Genomic DNA, 19,197 nt, shown 5'->3' with positions numbered 1-19,197 from the left:
TTCAATTTTTAAGCTTGTACAGTAACAAAAATTGACCTAGGTATTAAAGTTTTGTTCTGATTTTAGCATCCAATTTTTTAGGAATAGATTCCGTTTATCAACGATTAGTTCTTTATAAAATAAAAATCGTTTTCAATTGTATTGATTATATTTTCTGGGATATTTAATTCAGTGGCCGTTTTTTTCCAGAATACTGCTGTGTTCTGAACCTCATCAATAATTCCTTTAGGGTTTTTAACAGCAAATTCCTCTGCAATTGATAGGACATCATTCCAGTTTATATCCTGTCGTTTGCCATTAATCGATAATGCTCTTGAAATACTTGTAAAAGTAAGCAATGGGTTTAAGGCATACGTTATATCATACGCTGGGGAAAGATTCCAGCTATTTTTTTCTTTATCGTAGATGAAGCTGTGGTTCTTTAAATGGTCGTCTACGTTTTTGAAGACTACATTAAATATCATTCTTCTGAAGAGTTGCTGGATGTCTTTGTGTGGAACATCTAAACTAATGGAAAGTTTAAATAGATTTTCATAGGATGAATTATCAGGTTTTTTAAAATCCCAGCCTGTAAGACCCGATGCGGTAAGTACGTGTTGCTTTTGTCCTTTTTGTCTGTCGTATCGTGAGGTGGCAAAATGGGTGTCATCGATTAATTTTGAAGGCATCATGTCAATACCAGCCTCCAGAGCCATTAAATAATAGATGTATTCTACCTTTTCTTTATTATAACCCTGTGGTTCTTCCAAATGAAGTTTCACAATGTAATGGTTATACTCTTCAGAGAATATTTGGTCTCCCGCGACGATGGCACCGGTTTCCTTGTTTTCTGAAACTACTATTTTAGGTCTGACACCTCCTGCGGAAGTACCAATTTTAAATATGTTTAAAAGCGATAAATCACTCAGGTTGTTTGAAGTGGTTTCGTCTTTTAGATGTAAGACACGTTCAAGAACCTTCACCATTTCTTCAATATCAATTTTGGAGGTCATAGGTAGGTCTTTGACGGGACGGTATTCCAGCGCACCCATACCACGGTCGGCGACATAAGTTAATTGTTCTAAAGGTGTAATTTTAAATCCTTTTTCCTTAGCGTTGAACCATTCCTGGAAAATGATGTTCCCAAACATATCCGGCAGGGAATCGGCAATCATAGGAGGAAGACCTTTAAACGTTTCTCCTTCAAATTGGGTGAATACCTGTACTGGTTTTATTCTCTTAAACAGGAAAGGAAACATATTGGAATACTTGCCCGAATCTAAAAATTCAGGACTGTATTGGAAATAGCATTTACGTTGGTTGAAATCGTATCCTAATTTTCCTATCTCGGTATCGAAAGCGATGATTGATATGCTTTTATCTGCTGCCATAATTAGTACAATGAGATGTTATTATCGGTTTGATCTAGGGTATCGATAGCAAGAAAAATGGTTTCCAGGACATTAAAATGATTGGCTACTTTCAGTAGATTATCTAATGTGGCATTTTTGCCATTCTCAATATTCTGAATGGTGGTGCGGGAGATATCAAGCTCTTTGGCAAGTTCATCTCGGGATAAACCGTATTCCTTCCTTTTGTTTTTACAAAACGCTCCGATTTTGAGTTTAACCGATTTTATTGTGATTGGATCTAGCATAAAATAACCATTATATTAATCAAAATTAGTTAAATTTATTAAATATAACTATTATAATGGTAAAATATTTTTAAAGGGTAGTCGGGAGTTTAACCTATAATATGTAATTCTACCTGCTCTTGTTTCAGGCTAGTGTATTGGCAGAACTCTTGCACGGATACAAACTCCGTAGGGAGCTTGTTAAGCTCCTTTCTGATGTTTTGCAACAGTCTAATGCTTTGGCGATAACTCTTTCCTGTAATACGTTGTATGTCTTTAGGGTAGATACACAATCTCGTGGTTGCTGCTTTCATACTCTATCTATAGCTTTGATTGGGCTTTGGCTTACTTTAAAATTCTATTATCCAAACTTCTAAGTAAAATTAAACAAAAAAGTGCTTGTTTACTTAGGCTGAAATAAACTGCTGTATCTTTCCTCTAATAGTAGTTTGTATTTTTCTTTGAATGCTTCAGACAGGAATGAATTATTGATCCATTGTATTGCAATTGGTTTGTTTTTTTGGAATCGTTTTACTATTCCTTTTAGCTGTTTTTCGTTAAGGCCAAGGTTTGTTCCTAGTGTTTGGAAATGCTCCCATTTTAGTTTTTTCTTTTTTCCATCGAGCGTTAAGGCTAGTTCTTCGGTGTCTTCCGGGTTTACTATGGCCACGTTCAACAGATCATAGGCTGGAGCCAATGTCCAACTATCCCCTGTATTGATCATCGAGAAGTTCTTCAGGTGCATGTCGTTGTTTCCGGTCAGGTAGCTGAAAACTCCTAATTCCAAAAAGTATAGTTTGTCCAGTAAGGTGTTGTCTGAGAATTCGTTGATGGCTTTGCCTATTTTTTCCATCGAGCTTTTGTATTTGTCAAAAGCTTCCGTGATTTGGAACATGTCGAGCATGTGGATTTTTTCTCCAGTAGCTGTCCTATCAATGCGTTTGGTAATATAGGAAAGCTCGCCAGATTGTAGGCGGATCAAGCTTGATTTTACAGTGTTAATTCCAAAAGCTTCTGCAATGCGCATCGTTACATGTTCATTTGCGGGCATTTCAGGGAATTGTTCGGATGGCGGTTTGAAAATATAATTACCGCCCAAAGCACCTACCACGGTAAGACGTCCTTTATTCCCGTCCTGAATCGTGTCATTTACTATTGATAGTGATAATTTGGGTTGTACCCCAGGTACTGCTACGCTTCGCTCCACGACATTTAGCGCTAAGGCGGTCATTTGTTGTAGGGTATGTTCAAATGCAGGTTGGTGTTTTGTTCCAAAAAATGCTAAGCTACATTGCTCGTGAAAATCACCTTCAATTGTATCCTCTACTATCTGATAACAATATACGCATTTCTTACTCATTTTCATTTGATATTGGTTGAACACTAACGGCTCCGATACAATTTTGGCAGCAGGCCAAGAGTAATCCCATGCGGTCATTGGGATTGATTTTCCAGTTTTTGGATGCGATATCCAGGAGCCACCCTTCAGGAATTAGTCCTTCAAAAAAGGGGAATAATCGTTTGTCGGTATATGTTTTAGGACTTACTGGCATCGTAAACGTAATGAACTGCTTGGGATGTTTCTTTATGTATTGTTCTTCATACTGAAAGATATAGTCTCCTTCATCTGTTTCGGTGAGTATTCCCGCTAAGACGTCTTTATAATGTATTGCAGCCTTTCTCATTATTCTTTCTTTTCATTTTTGGATAATTCTCGTGCGTTAACCGGTGCGAGGGTATGCCCGAACATTCGGAGCACTTGATTTACCTTCTCGAGATTTAGATTTTCTTTGCCTTGTTCTATTTTTCGAATAACGGTCAGCGCCACTCCAGCACGTTCTGCAAATGCTTCTTGGGTAAGGTTTACTTCATTTCTTTTTTCTTTTACAAAGTCTGCTAGTGTTATCATAATTATATGCATTTACATCGAATTAGAGCAAATATATGAAATTATATGTAAAAGCATATAATTCACTTGCTAAAACACAATCTATATGTAATTGCATATAGAAATTTATAACTCGTAACGAACTCACAAGTGTCATTTATGTCGATTTATGCCATCTGTGTCTGATCGTGCCATCTGGTCGTCGAGGCCTTTTTAATGTGATTTAATTAGCTAAAATTTGTATTCAAATCAATTGAAAGGTGTTGCAACAGGATGACGATTGAATTCATTTTAAATTAATTTATAAACTTAAATTTTAGGAATTATGGCAAGACAGAAAGGCATAATTAAGTTGAAAGGTACTATTGGAGATATTACTTTTTACAAGACCCAAGACGGGCATTTGGCACGTGAAAAAGGAGGCATCGATGCCAGCAGAATCAAAAATGATCCTGCGTTTCAAAGAACGCGTGAGAACGGTTCTGAATTTGGAAGAGCCGGCAAGGCTGGGAAAATTTTAAGAACGGCTCTGAGAGTCTTACTTCTAAATTCTGCGGACGGTAGAGTGGTGAGTCGACTTACCCAAGCGATGGTAAAAGTGATCCAAGCGGATACGATTAGCGAGCGTGGGTTACGAAATGTAATTGATGGTGAGGCGGAATTGCTTATTGGTTTTGAGTTCAACATCAGAGGGAAACTGGGGACTAGTTTGTTTGCTCCCTATGTAGGGATAATCGACAGAGTATCTGGAGATATCAGCGTTGATTTGGATTCGTTTATTCCCGCTAATATGATTGCAGCTCCAGGAGGAACGACCCATTTCAAAGTTATTTCAGCTGGTGCTGAAATTGATTTTGAGGCAGAGACTTTCGTTTCTAAAAATTCTGAAACTGCTATTCTTCCATGGGATATGACAGCAACAGCGGCGATTAGTCATGTAAACCCGGTCACCCCAAACAGCACAAAACCGTTGTTTTTGGCTTTAGGTGTTGAGTTTTACCAACAAGTAAATGGCCAGATGTATCCCTTGAAAAACGGGTCTTACAACCCGTTAGCTTTGGTTAGCGTAAGCGGATTGTAAGATGATTTTGGTATTAACCAGAATCTATTTTCCTGAAGGAACGCAAGGGATGCTAGAATGGAACGGCACATTAGTTTGTTATACCATCGAATTGCCTTGGTTGGGAAATCAAAGGCGTATCTCTTGTATTCCGGAAGGAGAATATGTTTTGCAGAAGCGGTTTAGCCCAAAATTTAAATGGCACTTGCATTTGAGAAATGTTCCGGGAAGAGATTTAATCTTGATCCATCCCGCCAATGACGCCAAAAAAGAATTATTGGGCTGTATTGCTCCTGTAACGCAACATAGCGGAGTAGGAAAGGGCCGTTCCTCCCGAAAAGCGTTGGAAAAGCTGAAATCTATGGTTTACGCAGCTTTAGATCGTAATGAAATAGTGAAAATAAGTATTCAATCAGATTCCCAAAAGGGAATGATAAAGAAATAAATTATGAATGTAATAAAACGAGCGAAAGCTCCAACTCCTAAATTTTTTAGGATTTTGAGAGCCATTGGATTGGCTTTGTTGGCCATAAGCGGAAGTGTGATTGCGGCGCCGGTTGTTTTGCCTGTTGCTGTGGTAAGTATTGCAGGATATATTGCTGTTGCTGGAGGGGTTATTTCTGCTATCAGTCAGGTTACAGTTGATGAAGCAGCCCTGTCGAAGGCAGAACAAGAAATAATTCCAAAATCTAGAAGCGATGGAGACTAATCTTACTTTAAAATCAGGCACCATTTTAGGAACTTTGTTGAGTATTGCACCCAATATCCTTTCTGAAGATATTCTAAAAACTATTATCTTAGCCGTTGTTGGAGCGATAGTTAGTTTTCTGGTTTCACTTCTTTTAAAGCGGTTGACCAAAAATAAAAAATAAATTCAGTTTCATTAGATTCTGAAACAAGTTCAGAATAAATTCAGTTTTTGTGTGGTAACCTTTACTGAATTTTATAAGAAAGCCTAAATCGCAAGATTAGGCTTTTTTTTTGTTTACCGACAGTACCTAGACAAAATACATTTTTTTAGTTCATTAATCAGTTTTAGATTTTTCTCCAGATGTTCTTTTTGTAGTTCTAGCGCTTTGATTGCATCAATATCTTTCTGATGCTGCTCGAAGTCGTAAAGTAATTGATTTACTTTTTGGTCAAATTCGGTTTTGAAGTTTTTAATTCTGATAAATGGAATAACGGACCCAATAAGATGCTGATGCCAAAATTTCATTTGCCATAGGCTGTATGCTAACCATTAAATCATTTCGGCGTCCTCGTCAGATGAAAAAATGATCACATAACTATTGGTAAAAGGCTCTTTTTGCGGCTTGCCGCTGTTCATTCCTTTGTTGAGAATAAAGATTTGGTTTCCCTTGTAAATGGTTTCTTTCTGATGGGTTTTGATGATGAAGTTTGGCATGATTTCGGATTTTAGATTGTGTGCCTCGCTGCGCTCGGCACCCTAATATTTTAAAAGAAAAAGAAAAAAAAAGAAAGTCGTCTAAGAAGAGGAGGTTTCAAAAGGAGTCCAGTTTTTTTGAAAAAATACTATTCGCCGCGGCGAATGGAGATATTTTCAAAAACCCGGAGGGCTTGAACTTTACTTTTTGAAACCGGAGCTTACCTTTACTTTCTTTTTTTTATTTTTTTTCTTGTATCACAAAATATTCTCGTTACTGTTCTTCTTTTTGGGTCGTTCTTGTGAAATCGGCAATTAAACACCCCCAAGCACCGCAAGGAGCATAAAAAAGTGGTCTCGTCTTTTTAGACGAGAAGGAACTTTTTTATGCGGATGAGGAGCGCAGTGGCGGGGTTGCGGCAATCGAATAGCCACCCTAGACGCGGGAGTTAAGCGGAGGAGACCCTGATTTTCATCAGGGTAAACGGAGCGAAACGTAGCGGATAGGAGCGTGAAACGGCGGGGAAAAAATAAAACACTCCCGACTTTTTTTGGAGGGAAACCTTGATTTAGGGCAAAGTGAGGTTTTTCACCGAACGGAGCCAACCCCGATGGCTGTGCGAAGGAGCAACCGCTGAAAAGATAAGGGGCGACAGACATAATACTGCTGACTGCAGAGTAGCGTAGCGGAACGGAATGAAGCTGTATTGTGGCTGTAATAGCCCCGACGAACGCAGGAAGTGACCGTGTGGAGATGAGGAACGGAACGGCGCAAAAAAAAATAGCTGTCCCGCCTTTTCTTTTAGCGGGACTGCTATATTTTTTTGTGCGGTGTAGTGTCTGTGGAATGGAGGGAAACCCTAAAGAAAATCACGATAAAGACCCTGAAACGAGTTCAGGGTGAAGCGACTGGAACTGCCGAACGGAACAAAGGGAACGACCGTAGGGAGACCGCTTGATTGCCCGTGATATTTAACGGAAATGTTCTTTTTAATACAGAAATACTTCATTAATACAGAGAAATACGCTGCTATTCTCACGGTATTAAATAGTCTTCATAGTTAAAATATCCATTAATCTGTGTACATTTAGAATCAATTACTTAAATTTACACTATGTTAATGACAAGGCAAGACATATTATCTTTAAAAAATCTTTCAACAGTAAAGGACTTCGTTTCTGTTGATAGGATACCCGCTGCTTTTAAAAATGATTTTCAAAGATTCTTTTTTGGAAAAACTTTGGTGAAAGATAATGACACTCTTTTTGCTTACCCTCACGATATTAAGATGTGGGTTCGTTTTATATTCAATAAATATAAAGATTAATTCGTTAATGCTTCCCGACTACCTTCAACACTTTAATGAAGCCCTTCAAAAGTTCCAAGAGAAATTCCCAAGGGAAAAATGATCTCCTGAATTTAAAGATAGCTTAATCAATAATTATTCTTTTTATTCAGCAAGAATAGAGGATGATAAATTGCATTATGGCGATACGATAAAATTTTTAAACAATGAGTTGGTAAGGGTTGGTAAAATGACCGTTATTCTAATCTAAGATGGTTATTTTGTTTTAAATAACACACATTTTGATGTTAAATTGTTTTTGTGAATCGTTAAGAAAAGTGTAAAGTACGATGAGAAAAATGAGTATGATTTTATATAAAACGTACTCTCGTTTGGCTTTCTAAGGTAAAAAAATCCCCTGTTTGATAAACTATAATCACTCTGCTTTTATGCGTATTAGAGCATATCACAGTACTTATTTTATCTCAAAACCAGTTTGATAAGTTGTAAGGGTATCGTTCTTTAAGACATTCAAGTTTTGGTTTTGATATTTGATATCAGTTAGAAATTGCTCGTTTTGGAATACGGATGTTGTAAAAGTAAAATCATCTATTTCAATTCGATCGGTAGCAATTTGTAATTCTAACGATGCAATTAATCCAATTTCCTTTTTGATACTATAGAGGCCTGGTTCTAATTCGTTTGAATTGAAAGCACTGTTTTTCTCGATTTGGTATAATGGAAATAATACCATTTCATTGAATAGCTGGTTTGGTTTTACTTTCAACACTTTGTGCCGGTTAAACCAAATTTCAATTTGGCTTTTTGGTTTATCCAAGACCCCTGATATTACGGTGGCATTTAAATCTAAAATAGAAGTAATGCTACTATCTTTTAATTGATAATAGAAAAACGGATCCAACAGTAAGTCAGGCAGTAATCGTTTCTTTTTTAATGCGATTTCTGTCCATTGCTGATACCTATCAGCGTCCAATTGTACTTGTCTGATTTCTATTCCTTCTCCGAAAATATTGATTTTTAACTTAGGCACTGCAGAATTGAATTTTATTATAAATAACTGTTTAAACTAGCTTTCAATTTTGATATTATTTCTTCCTGCAATTCTTTAGGCTCTAACACTTTTACTTCTTTCCCCATTGACATTAGTTCCATTACAAAATCATAAGTAGGGCATAAATAGAGTTCAATTGTACATTTGGATTCATCTTCAGAAACTACTTTTTGGGTATGATGGAGCGGCAGAGATTTAATATAATTGGCTTGTGCATTGGACAGCTTTAAGATTATTTTTTGTGCTTCTTTCTCACTATTAATTATTCCGAAAGTATGTTTGAATTGTTCCTCGGTGTTAAAAGCTATTGGATAGATAAATTTAGTGTTCGATATTTCTAAGTTTGAAATGCGATCTAATCCAAAGTTTTTTACAACTCCATCAATAGGGTCTTGTGCTATCAAATACCATCGATTTCGAGCTTCTTTTAATGCTAGAGGAAAAACCGTTCTTTCTTTTGTTTCACCTTGAGAATCCCAATATTTCTCATAATTATACTGCACTTGCAATTGGTTTTTAATTGCATGCAGTAGACCATGCATATGCTCTGTTCCTAAAGGTTTTCTTTTTTCAATAATAAGATGATTTTGTAAATTTTTGGACAAATTTAAAGCACTTAAAATTTCAAAACTTTCCATTAAGCGTTCGCTCCTGTCATCATTCTCATCTTCAATTATTTCGTACCTATTTTGAGATCTATTACTTTTTATCTCAATGTTGTATAAGGAAAGAATTTCTTTTAAATCCCGTTGAAGTGTTCTTTTGGACATGGTGTATTTTTCTTCATCTAAGGCTGATTGTTGCGCTAAAAACGTTTGAATTTCCTCAAAACTAGCAGGGCCTTTACGAAGACGATTGATAACTAGAGAATAGCGTTTTATGAATTGTTTTTTGGACATGTCTTTTTATTTTAATCAAATTTACAGCTTTAGAGCGTCAAATGGTGTCGTTATGTCAATTAGTTTATTTTCCAGTCCACTTCACCCAAATCTAGTTCACCGTTCATATCAACCGTTAGCCATGACATACCTGCGAAAGCTTCGTTTAGCGTAATAGAGAATCCAGAAAGCGTGCTGTGTTCTAAATTTTTTTGTCCCTCGTTACTTAGTTTTGCTTTCAGTTTTTCGTGCTGTTCTTCCGTTAATGTAATTCGTAGTTCTTTCATAACACAATTTTTAAAGGTTTGGTTTTTTAAATGAGTTCTCAAACAAATTTTCTATCGCTTTGATTCCATCCGCATTGATATTACGAGCTCCAATACCAGCAAAATCAATGTTAGTTATTTTAGGGGCTGTTTCCAATGATTGAAATTGTTGTAAAGTATAATCCCAGATAAACCAAGATTTTTTCTTTTGGTCAAAAATGGTAATGGATTTGTGATTGTCCATAGCCATTTGAACGGCCCATCCTGTTCCACCAGCCACCATTTCTTTCCCCTTCACTTTTTTAATGGTAGTTATAGCGTAAATATGTTTGGCATTTTTTACGATAAACCAATTACGAGCCAATAACTTAAAGTATCGTTGATAGTTTAATTTTTGAAGCGTATGGTTAGCAACTTCTACATGCTCTATACCTTCTTGAAATTCAGCTTCGGTTAATTCGACTTTGTTTTTGCTGGTATGCGTTTTTGTTTTATAGGAATAAACATCAACAGCAACCCCAAAAGATTCAGCTATTTCTTCAAAACAGGTGTCCGCACCAATTGCGCCACCAGAACGGCATGTAAAATTTGAACGTGTTTTATTTATCATCATTTATTTGTTTGATGCAAAATAAGACTTTGATAGCGCCAATTCGTGACGTACCGTTTTAAATTTAAAAGATGATTATTAAACGGTAAACAACATGTAAGATAAGTGGACTTAGTCTCTTTTCAAAAATTAAAAACAATAGCTATTTTTTGCGACGATATTGGGTTTTTTGGATTAGAAAAATGTATTGATTTTAGAAGGGATTATTTGGATTTACTTTTTTTCCGCGTTATCGATATACTTTGAAATTTTGTCAAATACATGCATTTCTTCGGAAATAAAATCCTTAATCTTTTCAGAATAATTATCGATAATTTTTTTCTTCGAAGTTTCAGATAAAAGCTCGGCAATAATGTTATCGTCATTAAGGTTGTATAATTTTGTCGTATTGTATATTACGGAAGTTTTCCCTGGATTACCGGCTAAATTTAATTCTTTACAAATATCACTTCCTTTATATTTGGCGAGTAATTTAGGATTCAAAACTATTCCATGAAATGTAACAAAATTACTACTCGTTCCTATGTTATACTTATAGTAGAAATAAATACTTTCTTTTCCTTTTTCGTGAATTAGTAAAAAATTAAAATTCCCAGTAAAAAACTTATTATTTATTTTAACTTCCCATTTACTATTGTCAATTTTTGTTTTAACTGACTCTGCTAATTCATCCCAAAAATCAGCTAGTATATTGAGTTTTACATTTATAAAGTTATTATAAATTTCAGTAGACTCTAAATAATTATCTTTAATTAAGGTTGTTATTTCTTTTTTCATTTTAGCATTTGTTGTTTGGTGAGTTAATTTTTTTATTAAATAAATATATTGTTGAAGCACTTCTCTTAACATTGGGAATTTAACAGCTTCTTTTAAACAATTTTCTAACCATTCTAAAATATCTTTTTCATAAGACATTAAAAAGTAATCCTTATTTATTTCTAATTTTTTATTACTTTCTACATCAATTACTGTATTTATATCATTTGTTGAAGTAGAATCGTGACCATCTAAGGTTAGAAATATAATTGGTGCATTGGGATAAGCTTTACTGTAACGTACAAGTTGTTTCTTTTGTTCTTCGGCGTAGATTTTATTTTCAATAATTATTGCACCATTCACATTGTCTTTAACCACAACATCAATTCGTCCACCTTCTGAATAATCATCACTTATTTTACCAACATGTTCTTCAATTTTTACTTGACAACTCTTAATGTCTAGATTGAATCGATTTAAGATTAAGTTTTCTTCTTCTGACGGTTCTTTCTCAGCTGAGTTAGGTATAATTTGTTTGATAAATAACTCTAAAGGAATATTATCTAGGCCATGACTTCCATTAGGATCTAGTAAATGACCAATAATAGCTGAGTGTGTTTTTACCTCGTTGCTTTCCATTCCCATTACTGAGAAGATATTAAAGTTTTCACCTGTTATCTTTGCTAATTTATTGTAGCTATTTAGTAAAAAGCCAACTTGTTTTAATAAATTTTGATGTTTATCCATGTATTTTTTTATTTATTATAATTGTAATTGATTCAAACTACGACCTTGACAAAGCTAATTTTTGAGGGCGTAGGAAAGATTAATTTTATTTCAAAAGATCCAATTCATTGAAGAATCCTGTTACTTCCATTTCAAAAACATCCAATGGAATTTGATGCCCCATTTGGTTGTGAATTGAAATTTTAATGTCAGTATTTGGTAGTCTGTTTTCAGAGAGCCATCTTAAATTATCATTGGCTTTGATGATATCATCCTGACCACCTAATGCAAAATGTAGAAGCGATGCAGTATTTGAAGTATTTATCTTAGGAATGTTTAGAGGAACTGGTCTATGTGGCAAAGCCGGATTAAAGAGTAGTGCAGGGCATGTGATGGTGTTGGCAAAATAATAGCCCATAAAACCACCCATGCTGCTGCCAATTACAACATCAAATCGTTTCTCTTCATTTAGTTTTTTAAGTAAATCAAAAACATTAGGATTGTTGTGATAATCTAGGTCAGGTGCAATAACGGTTCCGAAACGTTCTAAAACGGATCGTTTTTGCGGATTTAGTTTGCTCTCGAGCCCGTGTAGGTATAAAATATTCATGTGTTGTTGATTTTCAGTTTTAAAATTCATCGTATAAGTTGTTTTTGAAATTTAATATAATTTCCGCTACTAACTCTTCTTTAGAAGTCACTTGGTCCGGCCAAAAGGTATTATAGTAGAAAAAGCGTAATTCTAAAACGTCTTCTTTTTCAAGGCACAAGAGGTCTATATATCGTTCATATCGTTCCCATGTAAAATAGTCTTCGTCATAATCTTCATTCGTTTTACCTAGTTCCTTTTGTTTCGTTGGAAATCCTTCAGCCTCGTAGCCTTGCGCTTCGCAATAATCTGATATGAGTTCTCTAATGTAGCCTTCTTGTACTTCAGCATATTTATCGTCGTCTATGGAATCTCCAGTGGAGTCCCACGATGGATGTGTTTCCAGTATTTTTTGCTTTATTTCCTCTACAGTCATCCGTTCTTATTTATTATGTAAAAATAGTGGGTTATAGCGCCAAAACGTGACGTTGTTAAATCGGTTATTTAAAATCATTCGTCTTTCTAACGGTTATTTTTAAAAGTAGCTGTAATTTAGAGGAACAAAGTTTTTATAAGAATTATTGACCACTAAAACTACCCTTTAATATATGAGAAAGCAAGTTATTATTCTAATTATTCTACTTTTTTCAAATGCTATTATTGGACAAAGTGTAAAGCAAAAAGACAGATACGGCAACGCCTTTGTTTATGTAGATGGTTTGACTTTGAAATCAAAAAACAAATATGGTAAGCCCCTTTATTATTATGATGGTCAAACCATTAGAATTAAAGATAGATACGGAGATAAAATATATTTTATGGATGGTAACACGGCTAAAATTAAAGATCGATACGGTGCTAAAATCTATTACTTTGACGGATTAACTATACGCGAAAAGGATAAATACGGGCAGGCTTTATATTTCATAGATGGTCAAACTCTTCGTGTTAAAGATCGGTATGGGTCGGCTGTTTATTATTTTGAGGGTTTACCAGAAAAATGGGTCCTAGTCTGTTTGATTAGATAAATTCTTTGCTTAGTAAATAAGAACTTTTGATTGCAACGACACCATTTGTCTTTGTTCACGGTTAATTTTGAAAAAAAAATAAAAATGGAAACTCAAAAGCTCTCGTTTAAAGACCGGTATAACCAAAAAATCAAAGAATATTTAGAAGCAGAAGAACTTATTGAATTAGCGTCGTCACAATTGCTTATCGTATGTGCTTTAAATAAAAAAAACTCAATAAATGAAGGTCATATAAGTAATGAAATGGAGTCACCAAAAAGCTCAAAAAGCAGTTGCGCTTTTAAAATAAATTTATTTTTGTTCAAATTAACAATAGAACGACGCAGTATCTGAATTCTGTGTGAAAATTTGAAAAAATAATTTGGTCTTGTTCAAAAAAGCAACGACCAAATATCGAAATATTTATAAGAAAGAAGTTCAATTGCATCATAACAATACTATTGACTTATTTCTATGCCACAGTAAATATGATGAACCAAGTACTAATTCTAACTATCTTATAAATTAAATATATTCTCGTTTTGTCGTAATCAATGTTTTAATCAAAAGCGTTTTGCAAAGCATTCGTTACCGGATTCAATTCTTGTTGCACATATTTAAGAACATGAGGCGATTCGGTCTTTAAGGTGCCATGTTCTCCATGCGTGACAATTCCCTCCCCTATAATTATTAGTTTTAGGATCCCGGTTTCTAAATCTTCCACTTCAATGTTTTTTGCTTCAAGTGTGTGGGTGTTTGTTGATGGTTCTAGTGTAATACGGTTCTTCATTATACGGTTCTTTTTAGTTAAGTACTTTAATATTTGATTTTTAAATTTATTTGTTGAATTTGCAAATTATTTTAATCAAGTAATAATCATTTGGTTTCAAGAGTTACGATGAACATAAAATTAGGGATATCAATGTTTGATCTCACTACTTTTTTAGATTACGATTCTGCAGTTAGTAGATTAAAATATTGGTCTGCTGTTAGCGGGATGATTTTACCTTTAGGATTCACCTCTGTTTTCATTTCAACGAGCATAATATCTCCCTGTCGCTTTAATTCTTTGATGTGTGGGATGACATTTTCATGAAAACGGAATGTACTGGCAATTGCTGCAAGGGGATCGTCTTTATATTCTTCTTCAATCCATAACCAATGTTCCTTGTTAGTCGAGGTACACCAACACTTCACGGCGAATAAATTGATGTCTAGTTTTAGTTCTAACAATCTGCCGTCTATTGTATAGGTTTCGTAAATGACATGGTAGTTTGTCTCTGGCAAAGAATCCCCGAAATGATCGTATTGTTTTCTTGTCACTTGTTTGCCTGCAACTTGTAATCTTGTAGCTCCAAGATTATTAATCATTTCAGTAATGTTGATGCTGTCGAAAACCATCCTTTTAAATCCCAATGATTCTATTTGGAAAGCCTCTTTAAACGAAAAAGCTTCTACCGAATCATAGTTGTTTAATAGATAGGAATGTAATTTATGCAATTCAGGAATTGAAGCGATATTTTTTAAATAGCGTTCTTGAAAACGTTCTTTATTAGTATAAATGCCTTTAAGGTATCGTAGTGCTTCCAGGCAAGTGCATTCACCCAATTGGTTTTTGTTTAATCTGTAGGTTAAATTATTTTTAAGATGAAAATAGGTTTCCATAGTGTTGTTTGTTTGAGCAGCAAAACTAAGGCAGTGTAACGACAAGAGATGTCGCGGTAATAATTATATTGGAATTACTTTATTAGAAATTATTGTTGCGAATTGACCATTAGAAAATGAATTCTTTTTAATTATAAATTGTTTGCAATTATCTTTATGGGTAGTAATTTTTATATGATTTGGAATGGTGAGTAGGGGATGTGAACGGTTTACGATTGTAGTTATCGAAGTATCGCTGATTGTTTTAGTAGATAAGGCTTACTTCACGTACTTATCAATCATATATTGTGTAATCGGTTTTAATGTTTTTTCATTTTCAGGGTGGAAACCTGGGGCATTAAAAAAATCAAGATGATCTCCATTTTTATAATACCATAAAATGGGTTTATTATGCTTAAAAAAAGTTGTTGTATCCGAGACCTCAATTTTTTTAAAAGTTAGCATATTTTCATTCATGGGCAGTTTGGAGTATAAATTTACAATGCCGAGTTCTTCAGTTTCACAGACAACCGCTTCATAATGGTCTTTTTGCCATTGCATACACGTTTTTTTTGTTAAAAACCAATATACGAAACCACCTAGGATAAAAATCAGAAGCATTGCGGGAATAATTTGCGGTGTCTGTAAAAATCGCATTTGTTTTTTCACCAAGAATGATTGTTGAATTATTCCATCATTCTCCATGTTGTTATTTATTGCAACTTTCTCTTCTCCGGTAACTTTGGGTACAACTGTACCTTCATGACTATCAATAAGATTAAGCTCTTTTTTAAAAGATTCTATTTTTGAAAATTTAAGGTAAGGTCTTGGATTAAAGCCAACCAATATTGCCGCAATATTCACCGCTTCAATATCAGTTAAATCTGTTTCTCCTTTAAAAAAGGTTTCTATAGGCCTGAATCTATCTGTTTGATCTTTTAATTTATTGGAACAATTTGGAACAAAATCAAATTGAAAAAAAGCAGAAAAGCTTTTTAAATCATCAGCGTTTGCATCATTTTTAAATAACTCGGCACACAATTTCCTCAATTTAGCGCGTGAAGGATTTAGCAAAAAACTGGAATGACTTCCCATTTTTTCTATCTCGTACTTCAATTTAATAGTTGCTTTATAATCTTCTAAAGTATTTTTCACCATAAGCTTAAAGGAATTTTTAGGAATTTTCAGGAATCCTTCGTCATACTGGGAATCATAGGAATTCCGTATCAATTTTACTTCAGAAGCATCATTACTTTGCCTCAGAATTAGTTGTTGTTCTATTTCGCGATAAGGACAAATGTACAAAACTACTTCTATAAAAGTGACGCTATACAGAACAGAATTTTTATTCCGGGAAGTATAATTAAACGGTTCTGTACTAGCTCACTTTACTTCCCGAAACCAAAACAAACTGTTCTCATTTTAATGGTTTAGCCAATATTAATTATTCGATTAAAGATATCGAACGGCCAAACCTATGTCCAATTTTTAACAATTACAATCATGAAAAAAATATTTTTTATAGCTGCTTTTGCAGTATCGGGCTTAGTTATGGTATCCTGTGATGCGGATGCTATTGATAGTACAACGGCGCAATCAAAGGAATTCGCAATTCAAAAAGAAAACCTAAAATCAATGGAAAGAGACAGTATTTCTGTTCTTAACACAAACACGGCTAGTGCAAGTGAAGATCCTGGTGATGAAATAATTATTATTACACCTCCAAAAAAGCCATAATAAAAAGCTTTAATTTACAATTAAATACTATTTTCGGGGAAAGAAACTTTATATGTTCCGTTCCCCGTTTTTTATTGTGCTGTTTTTGCTTTTAATTGTGTCTTGTCAAAAGAATGTAAAAACAGTTATTGATATTTCTACAAAACAAGATAGCCTAGAAAAGACTGAAGCTATTAATTACTCAGGCATAGGTGATTCTTATAATGTTGCTAATAAGCCAGATAGTGCTTTTTATTATTATAATAAGTCCAAAGAATTATTTGAAAATTTGGGGGACAGTTCTTACATTGCTTATAATCTACTCGGAATGGCACATATCCAACAGACCTATGGCGATTATTATAGCAGCGAAGAAACTTTGACCGAAGCTTTACCGTACATAAATAGTGATTTGCAATATCAAATGGCCGCAAATAATTTATTTGGGATTTCAGCAAAAGAAGTGAAAAATTACGATGACGCCGTTCGTTATTATACTACAATTTTAAAATCGGTAAAAGATTCTGTTTCTAGAATGGTAGCATTCAATAATATCGCTACGGTATATACGGAACAAAAAAAGTACAAAAAAGCCATTGCTCTTTTAGAGCCCATTTTAAAATCGGATGTTTTAGATACACTACAGAATAAGAAAGCTAGAATTATTGACAATCTGGGATTTGCATATTACAAAGACAATCAAATTCAAAAGGGACTAGTTTTAATGAACCAGGCTTTAGCAATCAGAACTAAAATTAATGACTCCTATGGTAGTATTAAAAGCTATTTGCATTTAGCGGATTTTTATCAAAATAGAGACTATCAAAAATCGAAGGAGAATGCATTGGAGGCTTATAAGGTAGCCACAAAGTATAAAAGTATAGATGAACGATTGGAAGCATTGGAACTCTTAATGTCTTACAATCTAGAAAGAGGGGTAAATGCTTATGCCGCATTGTTTGTAAATCTTAATGATAGCATTAAAACAGTACGAAACAATGCTAAAAATCAGTTTGCTAAAATTAAGTATGATTCCAGAGAAGCGACTTTGGAAAATATAAAATACAAGGGGCAAAGAGCAGAAACCCTTTTGCAACTTGAAACGCAAAAAAACGAAAAGTACTTGCTCAGTTTTGGATTCGTTGTACTACTTGGAGGAACCAGTTTCCTTATCCATTATTCTAGAAATAAAAGCAAACGAGAACTATTAGTAGCAAGTTACAATACCGAAACTCGAATTTCTAAGAAACTTCATGATGAACTCGCTAATGATGTTTTTTATACGATGACTTTTGCGGAAACCCAAGATTTACAAAACCCTATAAAAAAGGAAACGCTGTTAGACAATCTTGATAAAATATATGTTAGAACACGAGATTTCTCTAAGGAGAATAGTACGATAGAGACAGGAGAAAGTTTTGAACACAATCTCAAACAAATGCTCAGTAGTTATAAAAGTGACAGTGTCGAAGTTATTATAAAAAATGGAAATATAATAGATTGGTCAAAAGTTCAAAACGAAAAAAAGATAGCACTGCAAAGAGTATTGCAAGAGCTGATGGTCAATATGAAAAAATACAGCCAAGCCAATTTTGTGATAATTGGTTTTGATAGCGATCAAAATAATGTAAAAATTGACTATTCAGATAATGGAGTAGGCTTCACCGAAAAACTAATTTTAAAAAATGGACTCCAAAATGCGGAAAACCGTATTCAGGCAGTAAAAGGAATACTTACTTTTGATTCTCAAATTAATAAAGGTTTCAAAGCTAAAATTTTACTTCCTAAATAATACAACAATAATATGTTTACAAAAGTTTTAATTGCAGATGATATAGATTTTAATGATGTGGGTGCGGCTCAAATACTCAAGGAACTTGATGTTCCCGAAATTCAATATGCAAAATATTGTGATGAAGCTTTGTTAAAAATTAAAAAAGCACATATTGATGGTACTCCTTTTGAACTGCTAATTTCTGATTTATCTTTTAAAGAGGATCATCAGGTGAACAAACTCAATTCTGGTGAAGAATTAATAGCTGCAGTAAAACAGTTGTTCCCTAACATTAAGATTATTGTTTTTTCGATTGAAAACAGAGCACACCGTATCAAATTATTATTTGACGAGCTTAACATAGATGGCTATGTATTAAAAGGGAGAAACACCATATATGATCTTAAAAGAGCCATTCAAAAAGCGTACAATAATGAACCGGAAAATATTTCACCGGAATTGTTAAACTTGCTTCAAGACAAGACTACAAGTGAAATAGACAACTATGACGTGCAGTTGATTAGGCATCTCTCCCTTGGTCTATCGCAAGAGAAAATGGAAACGGTATTGAAACAAGAAGGCATTAGCCCCAATAGTATAAGTTCTATTGAAAAGCGGGTCAATAAGCTTAAAATTTATTTTAAGGCAAACAATACCGTACATCTTATCGCTATAGCTAAGGATTTAGGGATTATTTAACGAGCAAAACCTAACTCTTTTCAGAGCTTTTGGCATCATCAAATCCTTTTTTTATTTGCTAAGTTAGTATCAGATCCTCGCAAGGTTGCTAGTCTTGCTTTTATAGTACTATTTAGATCGAGCATAGAACTAGTTGGGTATTTCGGTCGGACCGTGCCACCCATTTCGGTTGAAATGGTGCCACTTTGAAAGATATTACAATAATACAAAAAGTTTGTTCAGTTTAA

General features: G+C 34.2%; 25 protein-coding genes and 1 pseudogene. 10 read left to right on the top strand and 16 right to left on the bottom strand.

Annotated features, from left to right (window positions below):
- Window positions 1-104: 104 nt before the first annotated feature.
- The 5 genes from BLV35_RS11790 to BLV35_RS11765 all read right to left on the bottom strand — a co-directional run bounded on the left by BLV35_RS11790 (window position 105) and on the right by BLV35_RS11765 (window position 3,524).
- Window positions 105-1,370 carry a type II toxin-antitoxin system HipA family toxin gene (locus BLV35_RS11790; RefSeq protein WP_091090138.1) on the bottom strand — a complete coding sequence of 422 codons (1,266 nt, stop codon included), beginning with the start codon at window positions 1,368-1,370 and terminating at the stop codon, window positions 105-107.
- Between the two features lie 2 nt (window positions 1,371-1,372).
- A complete protein-coding gene (locus tag BLV35_RS11785) occupies window positions 1,373-1,636 on the bottom strand; it encodes a helix-turn-helix domain-containing protein (protein ID WP_091090135.1) in 264 nt (87 codons plus the stop codon).
- A 382-nt stretch (window positions 1,637-2,018) separates the two neighbouring features.
- Window positions 2,019-2,975, bottom strand: coding sequence for a HipA domain-containing protein (locus BLV35_RS11775; protein ID WP_449403928.1), 957 nt, complete (start codon window positions 2,973-2,975; stop codon window positions 2,019-2,021).
- Complete coding sequence (locus tag BLV35_RS11770) at window positions 2,968-3,300, bottom strand: HipA N-terminal domain-containing protein (protein ID WP_091090130.1); 333 nt, start codon at window positions 3,298-3,300, stop codon at window positions 2,968-2,970. Before BLV35_RS11770 ends, BLV35_RS11775 begins: the two co-directional genes overlap by 8 nt.
- Complete coding sequence (locus BLV35_RS11765; RefSeq protein ID WP_016991033.1) at window positions 3,300-3,524, bottom strand: helix-turn-helix domain-containing protein; 225 nt, start codon at window positions 3,522-3,524, stop codon at window positions 3,300-3,302. Before BLV35_RS11765 ends, BLV35_RS11770 begins: the two co-directional genes overlap by 1 nt.
- Window positions 3,525-3,828: 304 nt before the next feature.
- On the opposite strand from BLV35_RS11765, the gene BLV35_RS11760 reads away from it, so the two are divergent.
- Genes BLV35_RS11760 through BLV35_RS19295 form a run of 4 tightly spaced genes read left to right on the top strand, consistent with a single transcriptional unit; the run spans window position 3,829 to window position 5,435 of the window.
- Entirely contained in the window at window positions 3,829-4,584 is a 756-nt protein-coding gene (locus BLV35_RS11760) for a hypothetical protein (protein WP_091090127.1), read from the top strand.
- A gap of 1 nt (window position 4,585) precedes the next feature.
- Window positions 4,586-5,008, top strand: a complete 423-nt coding sequence (locus BLV35_RS11755; RefSeq protein ID WP_091090123.1) for a DUF5675 family protein — start codon at window positions 4,586-4,588, stop codon at window positions 5,006-5,008.
- A gap of 3 nt (window positions 5,009-5,011) precedes the next feature.
- Window positions 5,012-5,272, top strand: coding sequence for a hypothetical protein (locus BLV35_RS11750; RefSeq protein ID WP_091090120.1), 261 nt, complete (start codon window positions 5,012-5,014; stop codon window positions 5,270-5,272).
- The gene (locus BLV35_RS19295) at window positions 5,262-5,435 is read left to right on the top strand and encodes a hypothetical protein (protein WP_016991037.1); all 174 of its coding nucleotides are present in this window, start codon (window positions 5,262-5,264) and stop codon (window positions 5,433-5,435) included. The genes BLV35_RS11750 and BLV35_RS19295 overlap by 11 nt, the downstream gene beginning before the upstream one ends.
- A gap of 113 nt (window positions 5,436-5,548) precedes the next feature.
- Here the strand turns inward: BLV35_RS19295 and BLV35_RS19740 are convergent.
- Window positions 5,549-5,968 (bottom strand): annotated as a pseudogene (locus tag BLV35_RS19740) (DUF6943 family protein).
- Between the two features lie 1,100 nt (window positions 5,969-7,068).
- Between BLV35_RS19740 and BLV35_RS11735 the strand changes: the two are divergent.
- Window positions 7,069-7,275, top strand: a complete 207-nt coding sequence (locus tag BLV35_RS11735) for a hypothetical protein (RefSeq protein WP_232226431.1) — start codon at window positions 7,069-7,071, stop codon at window positions 7,273-7,275.
- Between the two features lie 433 nt (window positions 7,276-7,708).
- Here the strand turns inward: BLV35_RS11735 and BLV35_RS11730 are convergent, their stop codons facing one another.
- The 7 genes from BLV35_RS11730 to BLV35_RS11700 form a co-directional block, all read right to left on the bottom strand.
- On the bottom strand, window positions 7,709-8,284 hold the full coding sequence (locus BLV35_RS11730; RefSeq protein WP_016991354.1) for a hypothetical protein: 576 nt from the start codon (window positions 8,282-8,284) through the stop codon (window positions 7,709-7,711).
- 17 nt (window positions 8,285-8,301) lie between these two features.
- Entirely contained in the window at window positions 8,302-9,204 is a 903-nt protein-coding gene (locus tag BLV35_RS11725; protein WP_016991355.1) for a helix-turn-helix transcriptional regulator, read from the bottom strand.
- Between the two features lie 59 nt (window positions 9,205-9,263).
- The gene (locus BLV35_RS11720; protein WP_016991356.1) at window positions 9,264-9,470 is read right to left on the bottom strand and encodes a hypothetical protein; all 207 of its coding nucleotides are present in this window, start codon (window positions 9,468-9,470) and stop codon (window positions 9,264-9,266) included.
- Window positions 9,471-9,480: 10 nt separating this feature from the next.
- The gene (locus tag BLV35_RS11715) at window positions 9,481-10,062 is read right to left on the bottom strand and encodes a hypothetical protein (protein WP_029596901.1); all 582 of its coding nucleotides are present in this window, start codon (window positions 10,060-10,062) and stop codon (window positions 9,481-9,483) included.
- 210 nt (window positions 10,063-10,272) lie between these two features.
- Entirely contained in the window at window positions 10,273-11,562 is a 1,290-nt protein-coding gene (locus BLV35_RS11710; protein ID WP_091090116.1) for a PDDEXK-like family protein, read from the bottom strand.
- Between the two features lie 85 nt (window positions 11,563-11,647).
- Window positions 11,648-12,181 carry a YqiA/YcfP family alpha/beta fold hydrolase gene (locus BLV35_RS11705; RefSeq protein WP_016990225.1) on the bottom strand — a complete coding sequence of 178 codons (534 nt, stop codon included), beginning with the start codon at window positions 12,179-12,181 and terminating at the stop codon, window positions 11,648-11,650.
- Entirely contained in the window at window positions 12,171-12,566 is a 396-nt protein-coding gene (locus tag BLV35_RS11700; RefSeq protein ID WP_016990226.1) for a hypothetical protein, read from the bottom strand. The genes BLV35_RS11705 and BLV35_RS11700 overlap by 11 nt, the downstream gene beginning before the upstream one ends.
- 172 nt (window positions 12,567-12,738) lie before the next feature.
- On the opposite strand from BLV35_RS11700, the gene BLV35_RS11695 reads away from it, so the two are divergent.
- Together BLV35_RS11695 and BLV35_RS11690 are read left to right on the top strand one after the other, a co-directional pair.
- Window positions 12,739-13,158 carry a hypothetical protein gene (locus BLV35_RS11695; protein ID WP_091090112.1) on the top strand — a complete coding sequence of 140 codons (420 nt, stop codon included), beginning with the start codon at window positions 12,739-12,741 and terminating at the stop codon, window positions 13,156-13,158.
- Between the two features lie 84 nt (window positions 13,159-13,242).
- Window positions 13,243-13,491 (top strand): hypothetical protein, encoded by a 249-nt coding sequence (locus BLV35_RS11690; protein ID WP_143031856.1) that lies wholly within the window; start codon window positions 13,243-13,245, stop codon window positions 13,489-13,491.
- Between the two features lie 205 nt (window positions 13,492-13,696).
- Here BLV35_RS11690 and BLV35_RS11685 read toward each other — a convergent pair whose 3' ends face one another.
- The 3 genes from BLV35_RS11685 to BLV35_RS11675 all read right to left on the bottom strand — a co-directional run bounded on the left by BLV35_RS11685 (window position 13,697) and on the right by BLV35_RS11675 (window position 15,939).
- Entirely contained in the window at window positions 13,697-13,927 is a 231-nt protein-coding gene (locus BLV35_RS11685; RefSeq protein ID WP_016990229.1) for a hypothetical protein, read from the bottom strand.
- Between the two features lie 158 nt (window positions 13,928-14,085).
- Window positions 14,086-14,802, bottom strand: a complete 717-nt coding sequence (locus BLV35_RS11680) for a hypothetical protein (RefSeq protein ID WP_091090106.1) — start codon at window positions 14,800-14,802, stop codon at window positions 14,086-14,088.
- Between the two features lie 258 nt (window positions 14,803-15,060).
- A complete protein-coding gene (locus BLV35_RS11675) occupies window positions 15,061-15,939 on the bottom strand; it encodes a hypothetical protein (protein WP_143031855.1) in 879 nt (292 codons plus the stop codon).
- Between the two features lie 345 nt (window positions 15,940-16,284).
- Between BLV35_RS11675 and BLV35_RS11670 the strand changes: the two genes are divergently transcribed.
- The 3 genes from BLV35_RS11670 (at window position 16,285) to BLV35_RS11660 (ending at window position 18,970) form a co-directional block, all read left to right on the top strand.
- Window positions 16,285-16,518, top strand: coding sequence for a hypothetical protein (locus BLV35_RS11670; RefSeq protein WP_091090099.1), 234 nt, complete (start codon window positions 16,285-16,287; stop codon window positions 16,516-16,518).
- Window positions 16,519-16,594: 76 nt separating this feature from the next.
- Complete coding sequence (locus BLV35_RS11665; RefSeq protein WP_245712056.1) at window positions 16,595-18,289, top strand: tetratricopeptide repeat-containing sensor histidine kinase; 1,695 nt, start codon at window positions 16,595-16,597, stop codon at window positions 18,287-18,289.
- 12 nt (window positions 18,290-18,301) lie between these two features.
- On the top strand, window positions 18,302-18,970 hold the full coding sequence (locus BLV35_RS11660; RefSeq protein WP_091090091.1) for a DUF5932 domain-containing protein: 669 nt from the start codon (window positions 18,302-18,304) through the stop codon (window positions 18,968-18,970).
- Window positions 18,971-19,197 lie beyond the last annotated feature (227 nt).

The organism is Flavobacterium gillisiae, from assembly GCF_900107635.1.
Lineage (GTDB): Bacteria > Bacteroidota > Bacteroidia > Flavobacteriales > Flavobacteriaceae > Flavobacterium > Flavobacterium gillisiae.
This window is presented reverse-complemented; position numbering and strand designations above follow the sequence as displayed.